A 20,159-nucleotide genomic window follows, 5' to 3' on the forward strand; every position below is an offset into this window, starting at 1 on the left:
GTATTTATTGATGCCGAATTGTTTTCGGCATCAATTGGTTCGTATTCAATTTTTATATTTTCAAGATTGTGTCTAATGCTGCGACACGCGGATATTGGAAAGCTGATCAAAGGCATCTCAAATCATTTTACGTTCTCGCAACTGAATAAAAATCTAGATTTTAAACTCCGATCAGATTGCTATTATTTGATTTCGATCAAGGCATACAATCTTAATTGAAATACAGCTTCTGTAGAATTACTAATATTCTCACGATGACATAGATTGATTGTCGACTCGGTAAGAGATTGATGCGGAGGTTGTGGCGGCATGGGTTTTAATCGCAAGCAGTGGATCGTAACGGGTGTAGTCGTGGCTTTGGCAGCCGGAGGCTACTATGCTTGGAAAACGCTCAGCGCCCCCGGATTGCCGGAAGGCATTGCAGGTGGTAATGGCCGCATCGAAGCTGTCGAGATTGATGTCTCAACCAAAAGCCCCGGACGTATTCGCGAAATTCTTGCCGATGAAGGGCAGTTTGTTGAAGCAGATGCTGTTCTGGCACGGATGGATACGGCTCAGCTTGAAAGTCAGCGCAAACAGGCGGAAGCGCAGTTGCGCCGCGCTGAAATCAGCATAGACACAGCCAAAAGTCTGGTTGCTCAGCGCGAGGCCGAGCAAATAGCTGCACAGGCAACCGTTGCGCAGCGCGAAGCACAGCTCGATGCTGCAAAACGCCGTCTGGCTCGCTCGCAGCAACTTTCTGAATCACGCACGGTTTCTCAGCAGGTTCTTGATGATGATCGTGCAACTGCGCAGGGTGCTGAGGCAGCCGTTGGTGCCGCCACAGCTCAATTGGCGGCCACGGCGGCTGCGATCAGTGCAGCGAAGGCGCAAGTGGTCGATGCCGAAGCATCAGTGGAAGCTGCAAAGGCTGCGATTGCGACAATCGATACGGATATCAACGATGCCACCTTGCGTTCGCCAAAGCCGGGCCGGGTGCAATACCGCGTTGCGCAACCCGGCGAAGTGCTGTCTGCTGGTGGACGTGTGCTTAATCTCGTTGATGTCAGCGATGTCTATATGACATTCTTCCTGCCAACATCTCAGGCTGGACGCGTGGCGATTGGTGCTGATGCTCGTATCGTGCTTGATGCAGCGCCGCAATATGTGATCCCCGCCAAAATTAGTTTCGTGGCCGATGTTGCGCAGTTCACGCCAAAATCGGTTGAGACGGAAGAAGAGCGTCAGAAGCTCATGTTCCGTGTGAAGGCAAAAATTCCGCAGGATTTGCTTCAGAAATATATTCAGCAGGTCAAGACGGGTCTTCCGGGCATGGCTTATGTGAAGCTAGATCCAAATGCTGAATGGCCGAAGAACCTTGCGGAAACCGTAAAATGAGTGAGGCTTCGATAAAAGCTGGTCTGGGCGACGGCAGCTTTGTCGTTCGTGCGGACAGCGTGGAGCTGTCTTATGGATCAACCCAAGCGCTGCGCGATATTTCGCTCAATGTTCCTGCCGGTTGCATGGTTGGCTTGATTGGCCCTGATGGCGTTGGTAAATCGAGCCTTCTGTCTTTGATTGCGGGTGCCCGCGTCATGCAAAAAGGTAAGATCGACGTTCTGGGCGGCGATATTGCCAATAAGCGCCATCGACAGTCTGCCTTTCCGCGCATTGCCTATATGCCTCAGGGTTTGGGCAAGAACTTGTATCCGACGCTCTCCGTTTTCGAGAATATCGAATTTTTCGGACGACTATTTGGCCATGACAAACAGGAGCGGGAACGCCGTATCGCTGACCTTCTGGCACGAACCGGCATGTCTTCCTTTGCGGATCGTCCTGCCGGCAAGCTTTCCGGTGGCATGAAGCAAAAGACCAGCCTTTGTTGCTCGCTGATCCATGATCCCGATTTACTGATCCTTGATGAGCCGACAACGGGCGTCGATCCGCTATCCCGTCGTCAGTTCTGGGAATTGATTGACGATATCCGTAAAGATCGCCCCGGCATGAGCGTTATTGTGGCCACCGCCTATATGGAAGAAGCGGAGCGCTTCGACTGGCTGGTGGCGATGAATGACGGCCAGATTTTGGCGACGGGTACGCCGCAGGAGCTGCTTGAGAAGACGAAGACGCCCAACCTTGATGCGGCCTTCATTGCGCTTCTGCCGGCAGAACTCACAAAAGGGCATCGCAAAGTGGTTATGCCACCGCGTGATACGCAGGCAGATACCGGCATCGCTATTGAAGCCGAGCATGTCACCGTGCGCTTTGGCAATTTCACCGCTGTCGACAATGTAAGTTTTCGTATTCCACGCGGCGAGATTTTCGGATTTCTTGGCTCTAACGGCTGCGGCAAATCTACGACGATGAAGGTCTTGACCGGCTTATTGCCAGCAAGTGAAGGCACGGCTCGGCTGTTTGGACGCGAAGTCGATACAAAGGATATCGATATCCGCCGTCATGTTGGCTACATGTCGCAGGCATTCTCACTCTATTCAGAGCTTACCGTTCAACAAAATCTGGAGCTTCACGCCAAACTGTTTGGCATGGCGGAAGACGACACCAAACGCAGAATCAAGGAACTGGCCGAAAGGTTTGATCTGGCTGGCGTGATGGATGATTTGCCAGACTCAATGCCGCTCGGCATTCGTCAGCGTTTGTCGCTGGCAGTAGCGCTGATCCATTCGCCGGATATTCTTATTCTTGATGAGCCAACCTCGGGCGTTGATCCGGTGGCGCGTGATGCCTTTTGGCAAATTTTGGCCGATCTTTCGCGCAATGACAATGTCACGATTTTCGTCTCAACCCATTTCATGAATGAAGCGGAACTGTGTGACCGTATTTCTTTGATGCATGCTGGGAAGGTGCTGATCAGCGACACGCCCAAAGCCATTACCGCAAGCCGCAATGCGGCAACCCTTGAAGATGCTTTCATTGCATATCTCGAAGAAGCAATTGGCGAAACTCAGCCTCAGAAAGACGTTCAGGAGGTGGTTGAGGTTCAGCCTGAAAAGGTTGCGAAGAGCAAAAAGCCTTCTTCCAGTTGGTTACCAAATCCCCGGCGGGTGCTGGCTTTCTCGCGCCGCGAAGCATTAGAACTCAAGCGCGATCCGATCCGCGCAACATTGGCCATTTTAGGCACTGTAATTCTGATGTTCGTGATTGGTTACGGTATCAATCTGGACGTTGAAGATCTCACATTTGCGGTCATTGATCGCGACGACACAACGATCAGCCGGGACTATACGCAGCAACTTGCTGGTTCGCGTTATTTCACCCAAAAAGCGCCCATTGCCGACTATAACGATCTTGATCGACGTATGCGCGAGGGCGAAATTAGTTTGGCGATTGAAATCCCGCCAAACTTCGGCAGCAATGTCGCGCGTGGCCGTCCTGTTGAAATTGGTGCCTGGATTGATGGTTCAATGCCCACACGTGCCGAAACTGTTCGTGGCTATGTGCAGGGCATGCACGCCAATTGGCTGACACAAAAAGCGCGAGAGCTTTACGGAAGCGCTGCCACGGTCGGGAATTTCAATCTCGAAATTCGTTATCGCTATAATCCGGACGTCCAGAGCCTTGTAGCGATGGTGCCGGCAGTCATTCCGCTACTTTTGCTGATGATCCCGGCGATGCTGGCGGTTCTGAGCGTGGTGCGCGAAAAAGAACTTGGCTCGATCATTAATTTCTATGTGACGCCGGTGACTAAGTTCGAGTTTTTGCTGGGTAAACAGCTGCCTTACATCGCGCTCGCCTTCCTCAACTTCCTGATGCTAACGGCCTTTGCAGTTTTCATTTTCCGTGTGCCATTCACGGGCAGTTTCCTGACTTATGCCACGGCAGCGCTGCTCTATGTGATCATCACAACCGGTATGGGCTTGGTGATTTCGACTTTCATCAACAGCCAGATTGCAGCGATCTTTGGCACCGCATTGCTGACACTCATTCCCGCAGTGCAATATTCCGGCATTATCGATCCGGTCTCGTCTTTGCAGGGGGCGGGTGCGTTTATCGGCAAGATTTATCCGACGACCTATTTCGTAACGATCTCGCGCGGGACTTTCTCGAAGGCGCTCGATTTTTCCGATCTTGCAGGATCGTTTCTACCGCTGCTGATAGCCATTCCGGTTCTGACTATTCTCGGCATTGTTCTTCTCAAGAAGCAGGCGGGTTGAGATGCGGATTTCCAACATATTCCAGCTTGGTGTGAAGGAACTGCGTGGGTTAGCGCGTGATCCGATGCTTCTGCTGCTGATCGTCTATGCCTTCACGCTTGCGATTTACACGGCTGCGAAGGCAATGCCGGAAAATCTCAACAATGCGGCCATTGCTATTGTCGATGAAGATCAATCGCCGGTTTCTGGCCGCATCACGACAGCATTTTATCCGCCGTATTTTGTGCCGCCAAAGCTCATCTCATCTCATGAGATGGATAAGCGCATGGATTCGGGCCTCGATACATTTGCGCTCAATATTCCGCCAAATTTCCAGCGCGATTTGCTTGCCGGACGTTCGCCAACGATCCAGTTGAATGTCGATGCGACCCGCATGAGCCAAGCCTTTACGGGCGGCGGTTATGTGCAGTCGATTGTTTCGAGCGAAGTCAACGAGTTTGTTAATCGCTATCGCGGCGAAACAGAATCGGTCGTCGGATTGGGCTTACGCGCGCGGTTCAATCAGGATTTAAACAAAGGCTGGTTTGGTGCGATCACAAATGTCATCTCATCGGTGACGATGCTTTCTATCATTTTGACAGGTGCAGCTCTCATCCGTGAGCGTGAGCATGGTACGATAGAACATCTGCTGGTTATGCCCGTCACACCACTTGAGATCATGGTGTCGAAAGTTTGGTCGATGGGAATGGTGGTGCTGGTGGCAACTGCTTTCTCGCTGATCGTGGTTGTGCAGGGCATTCTGGCAGTGCCGATTAACGGTTCACTGACACTGTTTTTAGCGGGCGCTGCTTTGCAGCTCTTTGCAACCACAAGCCTTGGTATTTTCCTTGCAACGATTGCCGGTTCCATGCCGCAGTTCGGGCTTTTGCTGATGCTGGTTCTGCTGCCGCTGCAGGTTCTCTCAGGCGGTACAACGCCACGCGAAAGCATGCCGGAAATTATTCAGAATATTATGCTCGCAGCACCGAACACGCATTTCGTGATGCTCGCGCAATCGGTGCTGTTCCGGGGAGCAGGATTGAGTGTCGTGTGGCCGCAATTGCTGGCCATGATCGTTATCGGCAGCGTTCTCTTTTTCTTTGCGCTTCGCCGTTTCCGTGATTTTCTGAGGTGAAAGCGATAGTTATTTGATGGGGCCAGCGTTAGATATATCCGGCTTGGACACTGTATGGTGACGGCCTATCGGCAGCATCATGGGGCGACCAGTCGTCGGATCGGTTATAACGCTGCTGGCGATGTCGAAAACTTCACGCATATTCGTTTCGTTTAAAACGTCTTCCGGTTTGCCTGAAACAAAGAGACGACCGGACTTCATAGCAACCAGAAAGTCAGCATAACGCGCAGCCAGATTAATGTCGTGCAGCACCATGACGATTGTTGTGCCACGTTCCCGATTGAGATCGGTCAGGAGATCAAGCACTTCCACCTGATGGCTGATATCAAGGAAGGTCGTTGGCTCATCAAGCAGCAAAATATCCGTTTCTTGTGCCAGCGCCATGGCAATCCAGACGCGTTGTCTTTGACCACCGGACAATTCATCAATCGCACGATCTGTCAGATCGTCAGTTTTGGTGGCACTAAGAGCGGCAGCAACCGCTACATCATCCTGTTTTGTCCAGCGCGAGAATATGCCCTGATACGGGTGGCGTCCCCTGCTTACCAAATCGGCAACCGTGATGCCGTCCGGCGCTATGGGAGATTGCGGCAGCAACCCAAGAGACTGGGCAAGGGCACGTGAAGGGATTTTATGGATTGACTTTCCATCCAGAAAAACATGGCCTTGGCTTGGTTTAAGCAAACGTGACATGCTGCGCAGTAATGTTGATTTACCACATGCATTGGCACCGACAATGACGGTGATTTTGCCGGGCGCAACATCCATATTCAGCCCTTCAAGGATCACCTTGTCTGCGTAACCCGAAGATAGCTGGCTGACTTTCAGTGTGTGGTTTGTCATAGCGAACCTCCGCTGCGATTAACCCGTATAATGAGATAGATAAGGTAGGGTGCACCAAGTGCACCAGTGATGACACCGACAGGATAGCGCCCTGGTAACATAAATTGCCCGACATAATCGCCCACCAGTACAAGTATGGCCCCCATTAAAGCCGCAGGAAGGAGAAGTGATCCGTTGTTTTTTACAATGCGAGATGCAATGGGGCCTGACAGGAAAGCCACGAAAGAGATGGGGCCTGCAATGGCTGTTGCAAAAGAGATTATGCCGACTGCTGCAATAATAATAATAATACGGGTTTGCGCGACCTTTGTGCCCAAAGCTGCTGCGGTATCATCACCAAGGCGCAATGTTTCGAGATCGCGTGAGCGGCTTAGTAACAAGCCACCAAAAACAATCAGTGCAATTAATAATGGCAGCAACTGGTCGAGCCGTGCACCATTCACACTCCCAGTCAGCCAGCGCATAGCTTCCTGAAGGTTCCATGCGGGAGCGCTTGAAAGAATATAAGCAATGAAGCTTTCCAGCATGGCGGACATGCCAATTCCCACCAGAATAAGGCGCGTACCTGCCACACCGTTTTTATAAGCAAGCGCATAAACAAGCAGTGCGACGCCAAGCCCGCTGGTGACTGCCAGTATCGAAACAGCAGGCCCGCTCATCGATAGAACGACAATGGCAAAAACTGCGGCGGCACTCGCACCGGAGCTAATGCCGATAATGTCGGGACTGGCAAGCGGGTTGCGAAGCATTGTCTGGAATGCAACGCCGCCAAGGCCGAAACTTAAACCTGCAAGAATGCAAAGTACCGCACGGGGAAGACGTAATTGCCCGACAGTAAAACTTGCACCCGCTACATTCTCACCAAGCAAAACGCGCAAGACATCTTGTGGTGGCGTGTATGATTGTCCCAGCATCAGTGTGAGGGCAAAGAAGGCTACGAGAACGAGCATAAGCACACAGATCAGCAATCTGCGCTTGCGTGTTTGATGCTTGCGTGTGGCGAGCAAACGATCATAGATGGGAGAAATATCGGTCACAGCTCTCGCACCCGTTGGCGTCTGACAATCCAGATGAAAAACGGTGCGCCGACAAAGGCCGTGATAATGCCGACATCGATTTCCGCAGGGCGCGCAATAAGGCGGCCGACGATATCTGAACCAACCAGCAGACAGGCACCCGTTAAAGCCGAAAGCGGTAGCAGCCACCTGTGGTCGACACCGACAAGTAAGCGGCAGAGATGTGGCACAATCAACCCGACAAATCCGATAGGGCCGCATATGGCAGTTGTCGCGCCGCATAACAAGATTGCTCCTGTCGCAGATAGGGCACGTGCAACAACAACGTTTTCTCCCAGACCGGCGGCAAGCTCGTCCCCGAGTGCCAAAGAGTTCAGTTTGCGTGCAGAAAGCAGGCTAATCGCAAAGCCGACAAGCAGAAATGGCAATACATAGGTGATGCGATCCATTGTGGCGCCACCAACACCGCCTATCTGCCACGAACGAATGCCGCCTGCCAGATCAGCGCGCGGCAAGACTATGGCAATTGTCAGCGATGCAAATGCCACTGATGTTGCCGCTCCTGCAAGCGCCAGTTTAAGAGGTGTTGCTCCGCCGCGCCCAAGCGATCCGATTGTGTAGACAAACAACGAAGCGGCACCCGCTCCTAATATGGCGACCCAAATATACGCGGTTGGTGTTGCAATTCCGAACCAGACAATCGCGATCACAATCGCCAGTGATGCCCCGATATTGACGCCTAAAATACCGGGATCTGCAAGTGGGTTGCGGGTTATTCCCTGCATGACAGCGCCGGCTAGTCCCAGAGCTGCACCAGCCAGAAGGGCAAGAAGCGTGCGTGGGATACGCGTTGTCACTGCCGCCTGACTGATTGTGTCACTATATCCGTTCAGTGCAACCCAAATATCTGCCCATTCTACACTTCTGGTGCCAAGCGCCACAGACATGAAACAAAGAACAATCAACGCGATCATCACAAGGCACAGAAAGCTGAGGCGTATCGTATTGGACCTGCCTGTTTGCCTCCCTTTTGTTGCGCGTGTGATGTTCAACGGCTTCATTTTTTCTTGTCCGCTGCTTCGGCAAGCAGTGCAACATAGTCTTTGAGAACCCAAGAGATCGAAAGAGGCGTAGGGTTTGCAGCCGTTCCAAGTGGATTGCGTCCCAACATCACGACAGCATCATTGGTGACAACTGGTAGTTTTGATAGCAATGGATGGGCATGCATTGCCTTTGAAAGTTCTTCACCTCCGTAAGTGACAACGATATCAACATCATCGAATAAATCGATGCGTTCGGCACTGATTGAGCCGGAAAACTGTCCGGGCTGGGATGCCTGCACAACACTTTTAGGAGAAGCCAAGCCCAAATCCTGAAAGAATTTTACGCGGGTGTCGTTGGTCGTATAAAAATTGATCATGCTCAGGTTTGTGGCATCAAGATGCGTGACAAACATGGCTGTTTTGTCTTTCAGGTGAGGGTGGGCGCGAACGGTTTCGGCAATCTCTGCATCGATTTTGTTAATCAGTGCGTCGCCATCGTCGGCCATTCCCATGCCCTGGCTGTTAAGGCGGATCATGGTACGCCAATCGGTTGACCATGGGGCTTCAGGATAAGCAACAACAGGCGCAATCTGGCTCAACGTATCATAGTCAGACTGGCTAAGACCTGAATATGAGGCCAAGATAACATCAGGATTGGTCGCTGCTACGGCTTCAAAGTCGATGCCGTCACCTTCATCAAACAAAACAGGTGCTTCGGCATTGAGCTCCTTAAGACGTTGTGAAACCCAAGGCAGAATGCCGTCGCCGTCGTCATCACCAAAATTGGCCGCTGCCATTCCGACAGGGACAACGCCAAGTGCTAATGGTACTTCATGGTTTGCCCATGCAACCGTTGCAATGCGTTTTGGTTTTTCATTGATCGTTGTTGTTCCAAAAGCATGTTTTATAACAATCGGATATGCTTGTTCTGCATGGGAGACGCGGACTGTTTCTGGCAACAGGATAACAGCCATCATGATGAGAAATGTGCGGATGAAATGGCGCATGGTTACACTCTCCCATTGAGCGGGGTACACTGAAAAGGTGAACAAACGACCGCCAGAGCACACATTAAAACTGGTCACTCAGTCTCAGGTTAAAATGAGGCAGTCAAGGGCGAGTGCTTGATCCATGTTGGAATTGCCATGAATTAACCGTGGCTTTTTACAATAAAAATGATTTTTACAATACTGGATAAACAATCTCAAGTTAGTGGCATTTGTGAACAATCACGGTAAGTTGCTCATCGCAGGTTCACTGCATGCAGATTGTAGCGTCCCGCGATTGCTTTGTACCCACGGATGCTTCCGTTTGTAACTGTATATAGAGATTGCGGAACCTTATCATGAATATGAGCATGACTATTGTTAATGACCGTCAGCCCACCTTGCGCACGCGTTTAGTTTTTCTGCTTGGCTGTTCTGCGCTCTCAGTATTCATACCAAATGTCTCTTATGCCCAGCAATCAAGCAATCCATCGGCTCCGCTTGTACTGGAAACAATTACAGTTGACGGCAAGACCCGTGGTGATGACGATCGCAATTCAATTGTCGCAACTCAAACCACCAGCGGCGGTAAAATCCCAACTGATGTGATGGATACGCCCGCATCTGTTTCCGTAATCACGGCTAAGGAAATTCAAGAGCGCAACGCAACCAATGTTGAGCAGGTTCTTAACTATACCGCTGGTGTTGTGACGACTTTTTATGGCTCGGATGATCGTTTCGATTATTTTAAAATTCGTGGCTTCGATGCATATATGTATCGCGATGGGTTGTCGCTTGGAAAGCCATTCGGAGGCATACGTGAAGAGCCTTTTGCATTTGAACGCGTTGAAGTTCTCAAAGGTGGTAGTTCCAGTGTGTTTGGTGTTTCTGATCCTGGTGGCTCAGTAAATTTCACAAGCAAAAAGCCGAAATCGGAGCGTTTCGGCGAGGCCTACCTTTCAGGTGGATCATACAATCACGTCGAAACGGGTTTTGATTTCGGTGACAATATTACCGCAGACGACACATTGTCATATCGGCTTACTGGCAAGCTCAAAAAGGCAGAGCGTGAATATGATTACTCACGCGACGACGAGAAGTTCTTTCTCGGAGGTCTGACATGGCGTCCAACTGATGTGACGAGCGTAACAGTTCTTTATGATCACCTTTATCTGAAGGATACGCCTAACAGTGGTGGTTATCCTGTTGGAATAGATTTTAGTCGGAAGCGTTTTTTTGGCGAGCCAGACTTCAATTATGGCAAAACAAAGCGTGACACACTGACGGTATTGGCTGACCACGATTTCGGCAATGGTCTGACGTTCAACGCCAATGCGCGCTATAGCAAAGGCGACAAAAGCTACGGATACGCCTATATTTCAAAGACGCCGACCGACGGTTCGACCTACGCCGAACGCGGCTTTATGACGAGCGACAGTTCAAATAAGCAATTCATCGTCGATACCCATCTTCAATATGAAGCGAACTTTGACAACATTGAAAGCCGCAGTCTTGTAGGATTTGAATATAATAATTACCGCGGCAGCAGTTTTGGCCAATGGGCAAATGGGGTTGGCATTGACTGGGAAAATCCGGTTTATTCCGGGCCACCGCTTAACCTTCCCACAACCAGTAATCGACGCAATAATCAAGAAACCAAAGCGCTTTACGCCCAGCAGGACGTCACATTTGCAAATAAGCTGATCGTTACGCTTGGCTTGCGCAATGACTGGATGGACATCGACCAGTTTGATAAGCTGAACAACAAGTCGCTAAGCGCTAATCTAAGTGAATTTACCACGCGCGTTGGTGTGGCATATAAATTTACTGATCAATTCATGGCCTTTACAAGCTATGCCCAGTCAGCCGTACCTGCATCCATCAATGCGGAGCCGGAGCGCGGTGAGCAATATGAAATCGGCGTGAAATATCGACCGGATAGCTTTCCAGCGCTTTTCAGTGCGTCAATATACGATCTGAAGAAAACAAATATTACAAAGACAGATCCTATCACGCGAGAAGAGTCAGCAATCGGAAAGATACGCGTCCGTGGGCTTGATCTGGAGGGCAAGGCCGAAATTACCGATAATATTAGCGTAACGGCTGCTTATTCCTATATGAACCATGAGATATTGGAGGATGCCAATAACGGAACAGCTGGCAAGCATCTGACGCTTGTTCCGGAACATACCGCTTCGCTGTGGGGGCAGTATCGGTGGGAAGGCAGGGGTAATCGCGGTGATATGACCTTCGGTCTCGGTGCGCGCTATACCGGATCCTACTATTTTGACAGTGCGAACACGTTTGGAGCAGGCGATAACGTGGTTCTTGACCTCGCATACACATATGAGTTTATCGATAAAACCGCACTTCAGGTTAATGTCAGCAATCTTTTCGATAAAAAATACGTTGCGTATGGTGGATTTGGTGCGGACTTCTACAATCCTGGTCGCGAAGTAACGGCAACTTTGCGTCGGAGTTGGTAGTTGCTTGATTTATTGATCAGGTATTGATCTTGACATTATTAACGCACCTGCTGCAATCGACGCCATGCAGCAGGTGTTTCACCTACAATCTGGCGAAAAGCCTTTGTCAGATGAGCCTGATCGGTAAAACCGAGCTGGGCCGCAATACCTGCAACTGTTGCATCGCTCGCACTCAATAAATCACAAGCACGATCAATTCGTTTTGCCAACTGCCATTGCAGGGGTGTTTTACCAGTGGTTTGCTTGAAAACATTGGAAAACCAGCTTTCCGATAAGCCAACTGTTGCTGCCATATCTGAAACGCTTAAACGACCGTCGCTGGATATGTTTAAACGCGCATTAAGCTTATTCATCTGGCCTTGTGTCAGGCGGCCATAATCCTGTTTTATGTCCTGCTCCGGCTGCACAAGCAAACGAGCAAGGATCGCACCAATCAGGTTCTCCATATATAATGCGTGTTGTGATGGATTGGAAACTTCATCCTCGATCAGTTTTGCTAAAACTTCCAACGTGCCGATGTCTTGAATTTCGATTGGGTTTTGAATAGCGGCCATTGCCATAGATGGCCCCAAGGAAGGGCGCAGATATTTTAACAGACGATCTTTATGAAAATGCAGGTTCAGGTGAGAGAAGCGATGCGATGATACCGTGTTTGTTCTGAGGGGTACGCCTGCCGGGATATAAATAGCGCGCGACATGGGACGATGGCGCAGAGCGCCTACTCCATCTTCACTGGACATTTGTATTTTTGAAGAGACATCCTGGAAGAAAATCATGATGCGTGGATCATGCGACAGGAAATAGCCTGATGCTCCTGAAAGGCTTTCTGCTTCCCAGAAAACACTGACGAGTCCGTCTAAGACCCGCCACTTCACCGGTGCAACAACGCGAATACCTTCCGCATTCCATATCATCGAGTGCCAGAAACTCAACACCACCACCATATCTGAGCAAGAGCCGAATTTTGATTGTGCTCTTCCATAAATATGATTCAACTAATCAACTTTAATTCGGTTGGCAAGTGAGTAGCTTTAGAATTGACTTTCTGGCGTAAAATTCCGAGCAGCAATATGAACAAAGCCTTTAATCCGTGAACCATCGGCAATCATAGGCAAGCATAATTACTACAGGAGAAAGCAGATGACCGCGATTCGCGCGAGTAAATTCGTATGTAAATGATATATATGTCTTTTTCCAATATATAGGATGTATAGAAATCAGTAAAATAAAAATATCTCTGCACCGTATACGGAGCAGAGATATTAGATCGCGATCATTTTATATTAGACAGATGAGTTCATTGCCGATTCATTAATAATGCACTGATAATGAATCAATTGGTGTTGTCTTTGGCGGAGCGAACTTCGTAAGATTGATACCTTCAACCGCCGAACGATATTCTTCGATGCTTGGTGTACGGCCAAGGATGGCGGACAAAACCACCAGCGGCGTAGATGCCAGCAAGGATTCGCCCTTTTTCTCTGCTGTATCTTCAACAACACGACCCTGGAAAAGACGGGTTGAGGTCGCAAGAACCGTATCGCCTTTTTCAGCCTTTTCCTGATTGCCCATGCAGAGATTGCAGCCCGGACGTTCCAGATAAAGAATATTCTCATACTCGGTGCGGTTGGCCGTCTTGGGCAGAGCATCATCAAATTCAAAACCTGAATACTTCTGGAGAATTTCCCAGTCGCCCTCGGCCTTCAACTCATCAATGATGTTGTAGGTTGGTGCAGCAACAACGAGTGGCGCCTTGAATTCGACCTTGCCCTGTTCCTTTTCAAGGTTCTTGAGCATCTGAGCGACGATTTTAATATCGCCCTTGTGCACCATGCATGAACCGACAAAGCCAAGATCAACTTTCTTGGTGCCGCCATAGTAGGAAACTGGACGGATCGTGTCGTGGGTATAGCGGCGCGAGACGTCGGCATTGTTGACGTCAGGGTCGGCAATCATTGGCTCGTTGATTTCATCGAGATCAACAACGACTTCAGCAAAATATTTCGCATTGTCGTCTGGCTTCAGTGCAGGCTTTTCACCGGAACGAATTTCGAAAATACGAGCGTCGGCTTTGTTGATAAGACCTTGCAAGGTCTGTGCTGCATTGTCCATGCCCTTGTCGATCATGATCTGGATGCGCGACTTGGCGATCTCGAGAGACTCGATCAGCGTTTCGTCTTCCGAAATACAAATCGATGCTTTCGCCTTCATTTCCGCAGTCCAGTCGGTGAAGGTGAAGGCCTGATCAGCCAACAGTGTCCCGATGTGAACTTCGATGATACGGCCCTGGAAGACGTTGTCGCCATGCTGCTTAAGCATCTGTGCCTGTGTCGCATGAACGACATCGCGGAAGTCCATGTAAGGCTGCATCGTGCCCTTGAAAGTCACTTTAACCGATTGCGGGATCGGCATAGTGGCTTCGCCGGTTGCAAGCGCCAGTGCAACGGTGCCTGAGTCCGCACCAAAGGCCACGCCCTTGGACATGCGCGTGTGGCTGTCGCCGCCGATGATGATATCCCAGTCATCCACGGTGATGTCGTTCAACACCTTGTGGATCACGTCGGTCATCGAATGATACGCGCCCTTTGGATCGCGTGCGGTGATGACGCCAAAGTTATTCATGAAGGACATGAGCTTCGGGATGTTTACCTGAGCTTTCTTGTCCCAAACCGATGCCGTATGGCAGCCAGACTGATAAGCACCATCCACCAAAGGCGAAATGACGGTCGCTGCCATCGCCTCAAGTTCCTGAGCGGTCATCAGACCAGTCGTATCCTGCGAGCCGACGATATTGACCTGCACGCGCACGTCTGAACCGGCATGCAAGACTTTGCCCGGAGTGACGCCGACGGCGTTTCGATTGAAGATCTTTTCAACAGCGGTCAGGCCTTGACCTTCAATCGCGATTTCTTTGTTTGGTGCGAAAACTGGAGTAGGCTCTATGCCCAGTGTCTGCGCTGCAAATGTCTGGAGCTTCTTTCCGAAGACGATAGCGTAGGAGCTGCCAGCCTTCATGAATTCCATTTTTTGTGGCGTGAAGGAAGACGCAACATCAACCAGTTCATTGCCGCTTTCGTCGCGCAGCTTTTTATTCTTGGCGTCAATCTTTAGAACAGTGCCGGTCTCAACCGAGAACTTCTGTTCGAGAATAGGGTTGCCGTCATTGTTGAGGATCGGTTTGCCATCTTCACCGGTCTTTTTGACCCAGTTTTTCAGGTTGATGCCGATGCCGCCGGTCACGTCAACGGTCGTCGCGAAAATTGGCGAGATGCCGTTGGTACCTGCAACAATCGGCGCAAAATTGACAAAAGGCACGTAAGGGCTGGACTGCTTTCCAGTCCACAATGCCACGTTGTTCACGCCCGACATGCGTGATGAGCCAACGCCCATGGTGCCCTTTTCGGCGATCATCATAACGCGTTTGTCAGGATGCTGCTTTTGCAGCGCCACGATTTCCTGCTGTGCTTCTGGCGTAATCATGCACTGGCCATGCAGCTGACGGTCGGAGCGCGAATGCGCTTGATTGCCTGGCGACAGAAGATCTGTCGAAATATCGCCTTCTGCAGCGATGAACGTTACAACCTTGATTTCATCGTCAACATCAGGGAGCTTGGTGAAGAACTCTGCTTTGGCATAGCTCTCGAGAACGTCTTTCGCGACTGGATTTCCTGCCTTGTAGGCGTCACGCAGACGGAACATATCCGCGTCGTAAAGGAAAACCTGAGTCTTAAGGACATCGCCAGCTTTCGCTGCAATCGAAGCGTCATCACCGAGCGCAACATCAAGTAGCACTTCGACCGATGGTCCGCCCTTCATATGCGAAAGCAATTCGAGAGCAAAATCCGGGGTTATTTCTGGTACGATAGCTTCGCCTAGAATGACTTTCTTGAGATACGCAGCTTTCACGCCAGCCGCACTCGTTGTGCCCGGCAGTGTATTGTAGATGAAGAAATTCAGAGCATCTGCGCGATATTCGCTTGCGCTATCGTCGATCAGAGCAGTGATTTCCGCAGTCAATGCGCCGTCATCAATCGGCTTCGGAGCGAGCCCTTGTGTTTCTCTGCTTTTAATTTCAGCGAGGTAATCCAGGTAAAGGGTCATCGTAATCCCAATTCTATGGTGCATCTTGTAGAGTGCACGGAGACGCAGCCTACAAACGGAAATGTAAATCTGACCGTTTATTATGGTTTTCTTGCCTCTCAATCAAGGCTACCTGACAAGATACCGCACCATGTTCAACTTAGGTTGAATGAAGAACGCATCACAGCATTCAGAGTTATCGCAATCAAATATCTTGATAAAATAAATCATGAATTTATTTTTTTGATATGTGCGTGCAAGAATAAGCGGTTTGGCAAAAAACTGTTTGGCTCAAGAGCAATCCCGTAGATTTTATTGTTAATGAGCGCATCCCGCAGGCAGTTTCACGTTTGTCGGGATGCGCTCTAAAATTAACTTAATTTGCAACAGCTCCAATTGTGAGCAGGTTGAACGATCGAGATAAAACCGCGTTATTGATCGCGGATGCAACCGAATTAACGACCGCTTGAGGATCAGATGGGTTTGTCTGGAAAATGCTGACACATTGTCCATTGTCCGATTCTACGGTGCTGGCTTGTAACTCGGTTGCAATCTGTGCGAGTTCTGATTTGTTCCAACGATCAGATACAACATCGACAGCCGATTTTGCGGTTTCACAGTCTGCAAATGCAAGAGCTAAGACCAAACTCGGCTGTTTGGTGTCAGATTGCAGATCGACGATTGCCCCAGCCTGATAAATTGGTAGCGAACCTGTCTCTGGCTTTTCGGATGATTGCCACGCATTGAGAATTTCTTCAGGCTTGCCGGACAGAAAATTAGCAGGCAGATCGGAAGCTTGCATGCCGAAAACTGGCGAAATCAAAGCTGCTTGCATGAGGACGCCCTCTTGCTCGTTAATCGCCTGAATTACAGCTTTCATCGGCGCATATTGATTAAGGGTATCTGCCTTGCCAAAGGCGGCGAGCAATTCTGGCTTAGGGGCGCTTGCAATGGCTGTATCCAGTGGAAGTGCAAAACGTGCGGCTCCCATAGTTCCGCGCCATGGATTTTTAGGATCGTTTTGCGTTGGATCAAAAGCTCCTGCTTCGCCATTGCCCAGGATTGGAGCTGAAGACCCACTCACCGGCGTAAACCCGCGAGTTGGTAAGTTGGCGGTTAGCTTCTCAAGAGCATTTTTGTCGACTAATCCCCAAAGGGTATTTGTGTCGGGCGCTGGTCCGCTACCGGCAACCCAACGTATTTCAGCGCGTGGAGCGCCAAAGTTTTCTTCCCAACTCTTGTCGTCCGTGCCGCCAAAAGCCTGAATGCCGTCGATGTTCCAGCCAAATGCCAGTCGGCGTGCGCCATTGGGTGTGTTGAGCGGTATGCCCGCGTTGCTAAAGGCTTGAAGATTAACAAATTCAAGCTGGTAAGGCGACTGTTTTGTCAAAACATCGGTAGCTATCTGCCCGGCAGCCGAATTCAATTCGTGTGTGTTTTTGATGTTCTGTGAAGAGGCAGGCAACACATAACCAGCGACAACAACACCAGCCAATAGATAACGCAGTTTTGACAATGACATATGCAATCCTTACTTACTATTTTAGGTCGGCCTAACAGTAGCTAAACCATTCGCGGGATGGCGATTGTTCATTTATTTTCGCCACAAAAAATCGTTCGTTTCAGCGACAACATATTTGCTAATAAAATGTATGATCAACAATAATTCTGAAAAATATTAAAATCCATTGACGTTTATGCAGGCAAGCCGTCGGGTTTTCCATTTTATCAGCACTTTTGAATGGAATGCGGTCATAAAATAACACAGTCGTCGATGGTTTGAATTTGGCTGTAAAGAACCGACGATAATCCGCACTACACGCCGACGGAATATACCCGTCCGTTCATTGGAATGCAGATCGATTGGGTTTTTCCTGCATAGGCTCATATAGCATGTTGTGAGGGCTGTTATCTGCTTGATGATGTGCTGACGCGCAGTTAAAGAGCCGGGTGCAATGTGGCTCCAGATGCAACGCTGCCGCACCTGCCTGTTTAACTGACATTGCTTGGGATATTGGCAGCTATTCTTTCAAGCTATTTTCATTCCGTGCGCCAGATGTCGTCTGAACCATCAATTTAAGCCGGAATATCATATCGGTATTGAACAATTGCGTCATGGAAACTATCAATTTGCCACGCACTGTCGCAGGTAATTCATTTTTTTGGGAAAAGCTAATGTCGTTTATCAAACTTAAAAAATGCACGAACGTTCTTTTCTCAGTCATTATAACTATGTCGTTTGCAGCTGCGTTTCCGGCTCTTGCTGCGACAGAGGATGGCGATCTGGAGGGAGAAAAGCTTGCGCAACTCTTGCAGGATGCAGGTATTTCTTGTTCTGCCGAGAGAAAGTTTGATTGCACAGCTGGAGACTTGGCGACTGGAGATTACTATGATGTCGCTATTCATAGCGATTGTAAGATTGCTCCGTATTATGGCGGGGTATTTGAAAAGCCGGTTGTTCTGCGCAAGCGGGTGGCGACAACAGGTTACAAGGAAAGCGGTGCAGCGGAAGCTTTGGCTAAAGGTCAATTAGTTTGCATTAAAGCGACGGCCAAGTCAGGTTCAAGCGATGCCGAATATTTTGTCATGGCTCTTCCATCTCAGGCATCTGAAAAATGTGATAGTTCTGGCACGTCTTGTCGGCATCTACGATGCCCGCGGAGCCTTTTCAAACGATGATGAAGGATTGCCGTTATGTGGCAAAACAGGGCTATAAGTCCTGTCCCCAGGGTTGGGTTCATGCTGATGCAATTGAGCCATATCCAATGGGTTTACCTGAATAAAACCTCATGCGTGGAAAATTGCTGCGCTTGAATACTCAATTTGAAAACGAGCTTTTGTCTGCCAGTGCAGAAGTGGCTGTTTATGCCACGGCGCAATAATCACCTGTTGAGCCAGCTTCAAACAATATGAAATTCTGTGTAAATGCAAACTCCGATGCGCGACCAGACATGTCTCGGATTAGGATATGTCAAAGACTGGAGTTCTGCACATGTCCGCACCCTTAATGCGCATAGAGACAAATTCAATTTTGCCGTCCGAGGCTGATGTTGTTGTTATTGGTGGTGGAGTTGTCGGTGTTTTTACAGCCTATTACCTCGCCCGAAGCGGCGTAAAGGTTGCGCTGATAGAAAAGGGACGGATTGCAGCGGAACAGTCGAGCCGAAACTGGGGATGGTGTCGCCAACAAAATCGCGATGCGCGAGAACTCCCGATGGCGACCAAAAGTTTAGAACTCTGGGATAAGCTCGCTGAAGAAACAGGCGAGGATACTGGCTTTCGTCGGTGCGGTCTCCTTTATCTCTCGCAAGATGAAGCTGAAATCGCGGGCTGGGCACGTTGGCGTGATTTTGCGCAATCTGTTGGCGTTACAACAAACATGTTGAGCGCAGCTGAAGCAACTGAGCGGGGGAAAGCCACGGGGCGTGCGTGGAAAGGTGGTGTGTTTTCGCCGAGCGATGGTGTTGCAGATCCTTCGCGGGCTGTTCCTGTAGTTGCACGCGGCATTATGGCCGCCGGTGGTACCGTTCATCAAAACTGTGCAGCCCGCGGGCTGGAGTTAAGTGGTGGCCGGGTTAGTGGCGTGGTGACTGAAGCAGGCACTATTCGTACCAAAACAGTTGTAATGGCGGGCGGTGCCTGGGCTTCATCCTTCTGTCACCAATTGGGTATCAGGTTTCCTCAGGCGGCCGTGCGTGCGTCTATATTGTCCGTCGCGCCCGGTGCCGCTGGTTTGCCGGATGCACTGCATACGTCACAAGTCTCTCTAACGCGCCGTATGGATGGTGGTTATACGCTTGCGATCAGCGGGCGCGCGCGCGTCGATACGACGCCACAGCAATTGCGCTTTTGCCGTGAGTTTGTACCAATGTTTATGCGTCGCTGGCGCAGTCTGGCGCCAGGTGGGCTTCAAGGTTGGGGTGCGGGTCATGAAACATTGAGCAAGTGGTCGTTGGATCAAGTCACTCCTATGGAGAGAAATCGCATTCTTGATCCAAAACCAGATAGCGGGCAAATCAGATTAACGTATCAAAGAGCGCGCGATCTGCTACCCGAACTAACAAGTGTACCAATTGCGCATAGTTGGGCTGGTTACATTGATAGTACGCCGGACGGTGTCCCGGCTATTGGAGAGATTGAAACGGTCCCGGGGTTTATTTTGGCTGCAGGTTTCAGCGGGCACGGCTTTGGAATTGGGCCTGGGGCAGGGCACATGATTGCTGATGTCATTTTGGCTCGCTCTCCAATCGTTGACCCCAATCCCTATAAGCCTGAACGGTTGAACCGAAGCGTATGGGGCAAGGTAGCTGATTTTTAGAATTCAGCGGCGGGATTAAAAGTCTAGTAAATGCACGTCGTTGCCCGCAAGCTGTCTTACTTTTCTCGGGATGCACTTTTGGTGTCTGTAAGACGCTCCTTGAAAATCACTGCTAAATTTTT

At 49.9% G+C, this 20,159-nt stretch carries 13 protein-coding genes; 6 read left to right on the top strand and 7 right to left on the bottom strand.

Annotation, left to right across the window (positions count from 1 at the left end; translation table 11 throughout):
• The first annotated feature begins 309 nt into the window (after positions 1-309).
• The 3 genes from WH356_RS15370 to WH356_RS15380 are packed head-to-tail and all read left to right on the top strand — an operon-like array spanning position 310 to position 5,265.
• A complete protein-coding gene (locus WH356_RS15370) occupies positions 310-1,377 on the top strand; it encodes an HlyD family secretion protein (RefSeq protein ID WP_339512286.1) in 1,068 nt (355 codons plus the stop codon).
• The gene (rbbA, locus tag WH356_RS15375; protein ID WP_421565647.1) at positions 1,344-4,151 is read left to right on the top strand and encodes a ribosome-associated ATPase/putative transporter RbbA; all 2,808 of its coding nucleotides are present in this window, start codon (positions 1,344-1,346) and stop codon (positions 4,149-4,151) included. Before WH356_RS15370 ends, rbbA begins: the two co-directional genes overlap by 34 nt.
• 1 nt (position 4,152) lies before the next feature.
• Positions 4,153-5,265, top strand: a complete 1,113-nt coding sequence (locus tag WH356_RS15380) for an ABC transporter permease (protein ID WP_339512289.1) — start codon at positions 4,153-4,155, stop codon at positions 5,263-5,265.
• Positions 5,266-5,274: 9 nt separating this feature from the next.
• Here WH356_RS15380 and WH356_RS15385 read toward each other — a convergent pair whose 3' ends face one another.
• Genes WH356_RS15385 through WH356_RS15400 form a run of 4 tightly spaced genes read right to left on the bottom strand, consistent with a single transcriptional unit; the run spans position 5,275 to position 9,144 of the window.
• Positions 5,275-6,108 carry an ABC transporter ATP-binding protein gene (locus WH356_RS15385; protein WP_339512291.1) on the bottom strand — a complete coding sequence of 278 codons (834 nt, stop codon included), beginning with the start codon at positions 6,106-6,108 and terminating at the stop codon, positions 5,275-5,277.
• Positions 6,105-7,136: a FecCD family ABC transporter permease gene (locus WH356_RS15390; protein ID WP_421565696.1), complete on the bottom strand. Its 1,032-nt coding sequence runs from the start codon at positions 7,134-7,136 to the stop codon at positions 6,105-6,107. The genes WH356_RS15385 and WH356_RS15390 overlap by 4 nt, the downstream gene beginning before the upstream one ends.
• 5 nt (positions 7,137-7,141) lie before the next feature.
• The gene (locus WH356_RS15395; RefSeq protein ID WP_339512295.1) at positions 7,142-8,185 is read right to left on the bottom strand and encodes a FecCD family ABC transporter permease; all 1,044 of its coding nucleotides are present in this window, start codon (positions 8,183-8,185) and stop codon (positions 7,142-7,144) included.
• Positions 8,182-9,144, bottom strand: coding sequence for an iron-siderophore ABC transporter substrate-binding protein (locus WH356_RS15400; RefSeq protein ID WP_339512351.1), 963 nt, complete (start codon positions 9,142-9,144; stop codon positions 8,182-8,184). Before WH356_RS15400 ends, WH356_RS15395 begins: the two co-directional genes overlap by 4 nt.
• 380 nt (positions 9,145-9,524) lie before the next feature.
• Here WH356_RS15400 and WH356_RS15405 point away from each other — a divergent pair, with 380 nt between their 5' ends.
• Complete coding sequence (locus tag WH356_RS15405) at positions 9,525-11,639, top strand: TonB-dependent siderophore receptor (RefSeq protein WP_339512297.1); 2,115 nt, start codon at positions 9,525-9,527, stop codon at positions 11,637-11,639.
• Between the two features lie 38 nt (positions 11,640-11,677).
• Here WH356_RS15405 and WH356_RS15410 read toward each other — a convergent pair whose 3' ends face one another.
• From WH356_RS15410 to WH356_RS15420, 3 genes are all read right to left on the bottom strand, one after another.
• Positions 11,678-12,571, bottom strand: coding sequence for a helix-turn-helix domain-containing protein (locus WH356_RS15410; RefSeq protein ID WP_339512353.1), 894 nt, complete (start codon positions 12,569-12,571; stop codon positions 11,678-11,680).
• 379 nt (positions 12,572-12,950) lie between these two features.
• Entirely contained in the window at positions 12,951-15,740 is a 2,790-nt protein-coding gene (locus tag WH356_RS15415) for a bifunctional aconitate hydratase 2/2-methylisocitrate dehydratase (RefSeq protein WP_339512299.1), read from the bottom strand.
• A 355-nt stretch (positions 15,741-16,095) separates the two neighbouring features.
• A complete protein-coding gene (locus tag WH356_RS15420; RefSeq protein WP_339512301.1) occupies positions 16,096-17,241 on the bottom strand; it encodes a hypothetical protein in 1,146 nt (381 codons plus the stop codon).
• Between the two features lie 653 nt (positions 17,242-17,894).
• On the opposite strand from WH356_RS15420, the gene WH356_RS15425 reads away from it, so the two are divergent.
• Together WH356_RS15425 and WH356_RS15430 are read left to right on the top strand one after the other, a co-directional pair.
• The gene (locus tag WH356_RS15425) at positions 17,895-18,398 is read left to right on the top strand and encodes a hypothetical protein (protein ID WP_339512303.1); all 504 of its coding nucleotides are present in this window, start codon (positions 17,895-17,897) and stop codon (positions 18,396-18,398) included.
• A gap of 313 nt (positions 18,399-18,711) precedes the next feature.
• Complete coding sequence (locus WH356_RS15430; protein ID WP_339512305.1) at positions 18,712-20,037, top strand: NAD(P)/FAD-dependent oxidoreductase; 1,326 nt, start codon at positions 18,712-18,714, stop codon at positions 20,035-20,037.
• The last annotated feature ends 122 nt before the right edge of the window (positions 20,038-20,159 follow it).

Source organism: Ochrobactrum sp. MYb379 (assembly GCF_037479515.1).
GTDB lineage: Bacteria > Pseudomonadota > Alphaproteobacteria > Rhizobiales > Rhizobiaceae > Brucella.

Bases quoted from the DNA above. Each gene is read 5' to 3' on its own strand.
- WH356_RS15395 (WP_339512295.1), bottom strand. From the start codon at position 8,185: ATGAAGCCGTTGAACATCACACGCGCAACAAAAGGGAGGCAAACAGGC.
- rbbA (WP_421565647.1), top strand. From the start codon at position 1,344: ATGGCCGAAGAACCTTGCGGAAACCGTAAAATGAGTGAGGCTTCGATA.
- WH356_RS15420 (WP_339512301.1), bottom strand. From the start codon at position 17,241: ATGTCATTGTCAAAACTGCGTTATCTATTGGCTGGTGTTGTTGTCGCT.
- WH356_RS15415 (WP_339512299.1), bottom strand. From the start codon at position 15,740: ATGACCCTTTACCTGGATTACCTCGCTGAAATTAAAAGCAGAGAAACA.
- WH356_RS15405 (WP_339512297.1), top strand. From the start codon at position 9,525: ATGACTATTGTTAATGACCGTCAGCCCACCTTGCGCACGCGTTTAGTT.
- WH356_RS15400 (WP_339512351.1), bottom strand. From the start codon at position 9,144: ATGATGGCTGTTATCCTGTTGCCAGAAACAGTCCGCGTCTCCCATGCA.
- WH356_RS15425 (WP_339512303.1), top strand. From the start codon at position 17,895: ATGTCGTTTATCAAACTTAAAAAATGCACGAACGTTCTTTTCTCAGTC.
- WH356_RS15370 (WP_339512286.1), top strand. From the start codon at position 310: ATGGGTTTTAATCGCAAGCAGTGGATCGTAACGGGTGTAGTCGTGGCT.
- WH356_RS15385 (WP_339512291.1), bottom strand. From the start codon at position 6,108: ATGACAAACCACACACTGAAAGTCAGCCAGCTATCTTCGGGTTACGCA.
- WH356_RS15430 (WP_339512305.1), top strand. From the start codon at position 18,712: ATGTCCGCACCCTTAATGCGCATAGAGACAAATTCAATTTTGCCGTCC.
- WH356_RS15380 (WP_339512289.1), top strand. From the start codon at position 4,153: ATGCGGATTTCCAACATATTCCAGCTTGGTGTGAAGGAACTGCGTGGG.